Annotated in this window: 10 protein-coding genes and 1 pseudogene; 7 read left to right on the top strand and 4 right to left on the bottom strand. The window is 64.8% G+C overall.

All coding sequences use genetic code 11. The annotated features are described in order from the left end of the window. Both ACTHNZ_RS07690 and ACTHNZ_RS07695 read left to right on the top strand, forming a co-directional pair. A pseudogene (locus ACTHNZ_RS07690) lies at window positions 1–105 on the top strand (RNA polymerase sigma factor FliA); the annotation flags it as partial. 253 nt (window positions 106–358) lie between these two features. Further along, window positions 359–751 carry a diguanylate cyclase gene (locus ACTHNZ_RS07695; RefSeq protein WP_440541906.1) on the top strand — a complete coding sequence of 131 codons (393 nt, stop codon included), beginning with the start codon at window positions 359–361 and terminating at the stop codon, window positions 749–751. Window positions 752–761: 10 nt separating this feature from the next. On the opposite strand, the gene ACTHNZ_RS07700 is transcribed toward ACTHNZ_RS07695, so the two are convergent. The 4 genes from ACTHNZ_RS07700 to flgA form a co-directional block, all read right to left on the bottom strand. Beyond that, on the bottom strand, window positions 762–926 hold the full coding sequence (locus ACTHNZ_RS07700; protein WP_440541907.1) for a YlcI/YnfO family protein: 165 nt from the start codon (window positions 924–926) through the stop codon (window positions 762–764). Between the two features lie 105 nt (window positions 927–1,031). After that, a complete protein-coding gene (locus ACTHNZ_RS07705) occupies window positions 1,032–1,472 on the bottom strand; it encodes a flagella synthesis protein FlgN (protein ID WP_440541908.1) in 441 nt (146 codons plus the stop codon). Window positions 1,473–1,553: 81 nt separating this feature from the next. Continuing rightward, window positions 1,554–1,883: a flagellar biosynthesis anti-sigma factor FlgM gene (gene flgM / locus ACTHNZ_RS07710; RefSeq protein WP_440541909.1), complete on the bottom strand. Its 330-nt coding sequence runs from the start codon at window positions 1,881–1,883 to the stop codon at window positions 1,554–1,556. 188 nt (window positions 1,884–2,071) lie between these two features. Next, window positions 2,072–3,343, bottom strand: coding sequence for a flagellar basal body P-ring formation chaperone FlgA (gene flgA, locus ACTHNZ_RS07715; protein WP_440541910.1), 1,272 nt, complete (start codon window positions 3,341–3,343; stop codon window positions 2,072–2,074). A 243-nt stretch (window positions 3,344–3,586) separates the two neighbouring features. Between flgA and flgB the strand changes: the two genes are divergently transcribed. The 5 genes from flgB to ACTHNZ_RS07740 all read left to right on the top strand — a co-directional run. Beyond that, window positions 3,587–4,090, top strand: coding sequence for a flagellar basal body rod protein FlgB (gene flgB, locus ACTHNZ_RS07720; RefSeq protein ID WP_440541911.1), 504 nt, complete (start codon window positions 3,587–3,589; stop codon window positions 4,088–4,090). A 91-nt stretch (window positions 4,091–4,181) separates the two neighbouring features. After that, complete coding sequence (flgC, locus tag ACTHNZ_RS07725) at window positions 4,182–4,604, top strand: flagellar basal body rod protein FlgC (RefSeq protein WP_440541912.1); 423 nt, start codon at window positions 4,182–4,184, stop codon at window positions 4,602–4,604. A gap of 11 nt (window positions 4,605–4,615) precedes the next feature. After that, complete coding sequence (locus tag ACTHNZ_RS07730; RefSeq protein WP_440541913.1) at window positions 4,616–5,332, top strand: flagellar hook assembly protein FlgD; 717 nt, start codon at window positions 4,616–4,618, stop codon at window positions 5,330–5,332. 34 nt (window positions 5,333–5,366) lie between these two features. After that, entirely contained in the window at window positions 5,367–6,605 is a 1,239-nt protein-coding gene (gene flgE, locus ACTHNZ_RS07735; protein WP_440541914.1) for a flagellar hook protein FlgE, read from the top strand. A 23-nt stretch (window positions 6,606–6,628) separates the two neighbouring features. After that, a partial coding sequence (locus ACTHNZ_RS07740) for a flagellar basal body protein (protein WP_440541915.1) occupies window positions 6,629–6,765 on the top strand: 137 nt, incomplete at its 3' end.

Genomic DNA, 6,765 nt, shown 5'->3' on the forward strand with positions numbered 1-6,765 from the left:
GCGGTGATGGAAGTGAGCGAATCGCGGGTGTGCCAGTTGCATAGCCAAGCGGTGGCCCGGCTGCGCGCGAAGCTGCGCGAGATGGCCTGGGCCAGCGTGGATTGATTCGGTACCCGCCAGCAAGCAGTTCGAAGCACGAAACAGCCGGGGCGTCCTCGCACGCCCACTCTCGCGCGCGGCGCTGAAGCGATCGACCCGCGACGATGATTTCATCGCGCACGTCCGATCGCGCCTCGCGTGAAACTCGCATGCACTCGCATGCACTCCCGTTCACCAGCGTGCACTCGCGCCAACTAGCGCTAACATCTCCCGCATTGCCGCGTCTCACTCCATTGCGGTACTGCCGAGGGAGTATTCCATGCCTGTTCTAGGCTTTAGCCACTACAACCTACGTGCCGATCGGGCGACGCTCGATGTCCTGCGCGATTTTTATATCGACGTGGTGGGCCTGCGCGCCGGTATGCGCCCGCCGTTCGCGAGCTTCGGGTATTGGCTGTATATCGGCGAGCAGGCCGTGCTGCATTTGAGCGAGGCGCGTTCGCACGAGCAGCGCAGAGCGCACGCGAACGGCACGTTCGATCATGTGGCCTTCGAATGTTCCGGCTTGGCTGAGTTCGAGGCGCATCTCGAGGCGCGCGGCATCGCGTTTCGGCGCGCTCACGTGCCGTTGCTCGACCTGTGGCAGCTCTTCTTTCTCGATCCGGCCGGCAACGGCGTCGAACTCAATTTCGCGGGCAGCGAAGGGCGGTAGACACCGCCTGTCAGGCCGTCACTTCGTGTTCGATTGCGCGCTCGATGAACTGATTCAGGCTGATGCCCTCGGCTGCGGCTGCCTCTACGGCTCGCGCGTGCAGGCTGGGATCGATGCGCGCATTGAAGCGCCCGGAAAAATGGCGGACCGGCTCGATGCCGTTTTCTTTACACACTTCGAGGAAAGCCGCTAGCGGTTTCGCCCCCTCCAACTTGAGGGAACGGATGTCGTTAGCGCGAGTAGAGGGGAATATGGCCGCCCAAGCAGCGGCCCAATTTTACTAAACCGCCGCCATCCGCCCATCGGGCCCGTACACGCTGGCCGAATTGCGCGAAGTGGCGCCGCGCAAAATCGCGAGCGCGTTTTGGTTGTAGTTCATCCGAATGCGGATCATGAGGCCGTTGGTGGCATTCGCGCGGCGAGCGCGTTGCACGACTTCCTGCAGCAGCTTCCATTGCTTGGAAAGCCGCGCATCGTCGGCAATCGCCAGCTCCATGCCCTTCCAGCCGGCAGGCAGGCCCATCTGGCGCAACTGTCCGTCGCGCGTTTTCTCGAGCGACGCGAGTTTTTCCGTCAGCTCGGTTTTCTTTTCGACGATGCCGGGCAGCGTCTCGAGCGGCGATACGGCCGCGAGCGCCTTTTCCTCGTACATCAACAGCGACGCGAACGCTTCGAGCGTTGCGTGTTCTTCGGTCACGGTGGCCAGCAGGGCGTCTCTCATCTCATCCGCCAAAACTTAAACTGCGCGTGCGCGCTCAAACAAAGCCGACGAGGCGCGCAACTAGCAAGCGGGAAACGCCGCTTAGCCGCCCGTCGACGGATTCTTCAACAGGTCGCGAGCCGTCGCGAGAATACCGTCCGCGATCTTGCCCGCATCCATGGTCAGCGAGCCGTCAGCAATCGCTTGCTTGATCGACTCGACATGCGACACGTCGATGTCGGCCTCGCCCGATGCAGCGAGCGAGCGCAATTGCGATGACAGCGCCGATAGGCTGACATCGGCGCTTTGCGCCGAAGCTGCGCTGACGCCCGCTTGTGCAACGTCAGCCGCGGCCTGGCCGCCCTGACGGGTACCCTGCACGCCGCCCTTGGACGAGGTCAGGCTCGAAGTGGAGGTTGAATCGACTTTCACGATGGCTTCCCGAACGATTGCGATTTGAGTGTGATAACGGCAACACCCGTCGAAACTTTAGCGCAATCAGGAAGAACACCTGCCGACGGCCGAAGCGCACTTCGGGGCAAAACCCCCGGCACCTCCACGCGCCGGGCGTCTCGCGCCCCTCCGTCCGCTCGGGACGTCCGTCCTCTGGTTACATCTTGTTACATCTGAACTTGCACCGTCGCGCCATCCTGGACGATGCCGGAAATGATCTGTCCCCCTGCCATCTTGACGCGCACCTGCTGGCCGGGCGCCGCGTTGTTCATCGCGCTGCCTTCGGAGGAAATCTGGAAACCCTGTCCTTGGGCCACGACGTGCACCGTCTGCCCGATCGTCACCGCGCTGACGCTTTTGAGCAGATCTTGGCGCAGCGGCATGCCGGCACTGATTCGGACGGTGGCCGTGGAACCGATCGCTTGTTGCGGGTCGGTGATGATGGCGCGCGGCAAATTCGACAAATCGCCATTGCGCGCGAGCAGATCTTGCGCCGTCACGACCGTGCCCGGCTCGATTTGACGCGCGGCGAGGTAGTACGTCGATTCGATCGCGATACGCGCTTGCAGGTAGAGCGTCCACGGCTTGGCGCCGGCGCAGCGCACGCCGACCGACGTGGTGCCCCACAGGCGGGCGCCCGTCGGCATGAACGGCTCGAGCGTCGTGCAGGCCGCGAGGCCGCGCGGGAACGTCGGCGCGACCGTGATCTTGATCTTGCCCGGCAAGCCGAGCGTCTGCTGTTGAAGAAAGGCCAGTGCAGCCTGGCGAATCGTTTCGCCGTCCTCCTGTCCGGCCGGTACGTTCGACGCGGGCGTCAAAGCGGCCGAGGCGCTCGGCGGCGGGGCGGCAGGCGTGGCCGAACGGCTCGGCGCTTCCGCCGCGGCGGAGGCAATCGATCGCGCGCCGGCCGGCTGCTCGACGGCAACGGGCTGCGCGGCGCGGATCGCGCGCTGCGGCGCGGTGACGACGACGGGCTCGACGCGGCTGGCCGATGGAGCGAGCGCCGGCGCTTGACCGATCGGCGGCCGAGCGGCGGGCGGCGTATAAGCGGCACGGACGATGTCGGCCCGGCGGGCGGCAGTCTCGGTGCGGCGCTCGGCGGGTCCCGGAATGACGATCATCCCGTTCGCCGTGTTGGCGGCCGCGGCCGGGGCCGTTGCCGCCGATTCGCCGCGGCCGGGAATCGTGATCGTGGCACCGGCAGTGCCGATCGGCTCGGCGGCATGCGCCTCGCCCGGGCCGGGAATATAGATTTGCCCGCCCGTACCCGTACCCGCACCCGCGCCGGCACTTTGCGCGCGGGCCGTCGCCGTGCACAGCGGCAGCAGCGCACAGGCAAGCAGCAGGCCGGCCGCGGCGCGCGCGGCGCCCCAATGCCGCCGGCCGAGGGCGCGCGGCGCCGGGCGGCGCGCGGGATCGGAAGCGGCGGATGAGGACATCGGTTTCTCCATCGAGACAATTTCTGACGACGAATCGAATTCTAGGGCTCGCGCGAGGCGCGCAAACGTTGAATAGAGGGTGCCTTCCCCGGTTATTCGTCCGATTGGAGCTTGCCAGCCGACCCTAAGATGCTCGTCATGCAAAAAAGCCTTTCCGGCGCGCCTCGACCCGAACCAAGGCGGAACCGGGAAGCGGCTTACCCAGTTACCAAGCGGCCGCCGCTTGAGCTACGGAGAAACCCGATGCTGGACAAACTCGATGCCGAATTCGCCTTTGGCCGTGAGGCGCTCGATGTCCGCGCCTACCGGCAGGAGTTGCTGTCGTCGAACATCGCCAATGCCGACACGCCCGGCTACAAGGCGCGGGACGTCGACTTCGGCTCGTCGCTGGCCGTCGCCCTGAAACGCAGCGGCGCCACGCAAGAGACGCGCGCGGTGGCCAGCTCGGGCACCGCGGCGTTGCCGATGGCGCAGCCGGCAGGCGTCACGAGCGGCATGACGATGGCATCGACGGAGCCCGGACATATGACCGGCCACGTTCAGTTGCGCCCGACGGGCGGCCAAACCCAGGACTACGGCAATCTGGCCTACCGGATTCCGACGCAACCGGCGCTCGACGGCAACACCGTCGATCTCGACGCCGAGCGCGTTCAATTCGCCGACAACACGCTGCATTACGAATCGGGCATGACCGAGATCACGCAACAGATGAAGCAGTTGCTGTCGGCGATCACGTCGGGCGGCTGACCGGCCCCAGCGTTCGAGTATCCAGCGAGCGCCGAGCGAAAGAATCGAAAGAGTTGCAAGAGTCGAAAGAATCCAAAGAGGCACACAAGCCATGGCATTGATGAACATCTTCACCGTCGCGGGATCGGCGCTGTCCGCCGAATCCGAGCGACTCAACGTCACTGCGTCGAACCTCGCGAACGCGGACAGCACGACGGGTCCCGATGGGCAGCCGTACCGCGCCAAGCAGGTCGTGTTCGGGGTCAAGCCGATCGGCGGCGCGCAAACGGCGAGCGGCCAACAGGTGGGCGGCGTGCAGGTCACGAACGTGATCGACGATCCCACGCCGATGAAAACGACCTACGACCCGACCAACCCCGCGGCGGATTCGAACGGCTACGTCACGATGCCGAACGTCGATCCGGTGCAGGAAATGGTGAACATGATCTCTGCCTCGCGCTCGTACCAGGCCAACGTCGAGACGCTGAACACCGCCAAGAACCTGATGCTGAAGACTTTGACGATCGGCACCTGAGGAGAATCTTAGTGACGTCATCCAATACCACCATCGGCAACGCCGGCACCCTCTCGCAGCAACTGCTCGATACGGTCAACGGCAAGTCGGGCAGCGCGTCCGGCACGAGCAGTACGTCGCCGAACTCGCCGTCGTCGCTGCAGCAAACGTTTTTGCAGCTGCTCGTGGCGCAGTTGCAGAACCAAGACCCGACGAACCCGATGGACAGCTCGCAAATGACCTCGCAGCTGGCGCAGATCAACACGGTCACGGGCATCAGCCAACTGAACACGACGCTGACTTCGCTGGCCTCGCAGCTCTCGGCCGGCCAAAGCTCGCAAGCCTCGCTGCTGATCGGCCAGAACGTGCTCGTGCCGGGCTCCACGACGACCGTGACGAGCGGCGCCTCGTCGGGATTCGGCGTGTCGCTCTCGGCGGCCATGTCGGACGTGAAGGTCACGATCAAGGACAAGGGCGGCAACATCGTAGGCACGGCCGATCTCGGCGCGCAACCCGCCGGAACGGTGCCCGTTGCGTGGAAGCCGACCGATTCGTCGGGCAACGCGCTGCCCGACGGCACCTACACGGTTTCCGCCGTCGGCACGAGCAGCACCGGCGCAGCGACAACCGTCACGACGCTTTCGGGCGCCCAAGTGCAAAGCGTCGTCCAGCAAAGCGACGGCAGCACGGGGCTCTTGCTCAACAACGGCAGCACGGTCGGCATGACCAGCGTGGCCGCCATTCTGTAACAACCAACGAATTCATCCGAAGGGAGACCGCTAAATGGGCTACCAGCAAGGCTTGAGCGGCTTGTCCGCGTCGTCGAACGATCTCGACGTCATCGGCAACAACATCGCCAACGCGAACACGGTCGGCTTCAAGCAAAGCACGGCCGAGTTCGCCGATTTGTACGCGAACACGATCGCGAGTTCGGTCAACGACCAGATCGGTATCGGCACGCAGCTCGCCGGCGTTCAGCAGGACTTCAAGCAAGGCACGTTCACGACGACGGGCCAAGCGCTGAACGTCGCGATCAACGGCACGGGCTTCTACCAGATGTCGAACAACGGCACGCTGACGTATTCGCGCAACGGCGTGTTCCAGCTCGACAAGAACGGCTTCATCACGAACGCGCAAGGGCTCAAGTTGATGGGCTACTCGGCGAATGCGAACGGCGTCATCAACTCGGCGCAAACCGTGCCGATCCAAGTGCCGACGACGAACATCGCACCGATCGCCACGCAGAACATCAACGCGCAGCTGAACCTGAACTCGCAGGATGTGGTGCCGACGGTCACGCCGTTCTCGTCGACGAACTCGCAGACGTACAACTACTCGACGTCGATCCAGACCTACGATTCGCTCGGCGGTTCGCAGCAGATCAACATGTATTTCGTGAAGACGGCCGCGAACGCATGGGACGTGTATTCGGGCCCCGCCTCGGGCGCGATCGGCAAGGTCGGCTCCGTCGGCTTCAGCACGGCCGGCGCACTGACGTCGACGACGGCCACGGCCCCGGCGACGAGCCCTTCCACGGGCGAGCTCACGTTCGCCGTGCCCAACACGGACGGCAGCGCGTCGCCGCAGTCGATCACGCTGAACATGACCGGCACGACCCAGTACGGGGGCTCCGACGGCGTGAACAACCTCGCGCAAGACGGCTTTGCCTCGGGCCAGCTCACGAACTTCTCGATCGGCGCCGACGGCACGATTTCGGGCACGTACTCGAACGGGCGCACGCAATCGCTCGGTCAGATCGTGCTCGCGAATTTCAACAACCCGAACGGCCTGCAGGATCTCGGCGGCAACGAGTATGCCGAAACGGCGGCCTCGGGCGTGGCGCAGATCTCGGCGCCGGGCAGCACGAACCACGGCACGCTCACGGGCGGCTCGGTGGAAAACTCGAACGTCGACTTGACGAGCCAGCTCGTCGATCTGATCACCGCGCAGCGCAACTATCAGGCGAACGCGCAGACGATCAAGACGCAGCAGGCCGTCGATCAGGCGCTCATCAACCTGTAAGCGAAGCGCGCACCGGGCGAGTCATGGACCGACTGATATACACCGCGATGACGGGCGCCGCGCAGGCGCTCGAACAGCAGAGCGTGGTCGCCAACAACTTGGCGAACACGTCGACGACGGGTTTTCGCGCGGAGCTCGCGAACTTCCGCAACGTTCCGAT

Origin of the sequence: Trinickia sp., from assembly GCF_051953955.1 — a bacterium.
GTDB lineage: Bacteria > Pseudomonadota > Gammaproteobacteria > Burkholderiales > Burkholderiaceae > Trinickia.

Bases quoted from the DNA above. Each gene is read 5' to 3' on its own strand.
- ACTHNZ_RS07695 (WP_440541906.1), top strand. From the start codon at position 359: ATGCCTGTTCTAGGCTTTAGCCACTACAACCTACGTGCCGATCGGGCG.
- ACTHNZ_RS07705 (WP_440541908.1), bottom strand. From the start codon at position 1,472: ATGAGAGACGCCCTGCTGGCCACCGTGACCGAAGAACACGCAACGCTC.
- flgA (WP_440541910.1), bottom strand. From the start codon at position 3,343: ATGTCCTCATCCGCCGCTTCCGATCCCGCGCGCCGCCCGGCGCCGCGC.
- flgB (WP_440541911.1), top strand. From the start codon at position 3,587: ATGCTGGACAAACTCGATGCCGAATTCGCCTTTGGCCGTGAGGCGCTC.
- flgC (WP_440541912.1), top strand. From the start codon at position 4,182: ATGGCATTGATGAACATCTTCACCGTCGCGGGATCGGCGCTGTCCGCC.
- flgE (WP_440541914.1), top strand. From the start codon at position 5,367: ATGGGCTACCAGCAAGGCTTGAGCGGCTTGTCCGCGTCGTCGAACGAT.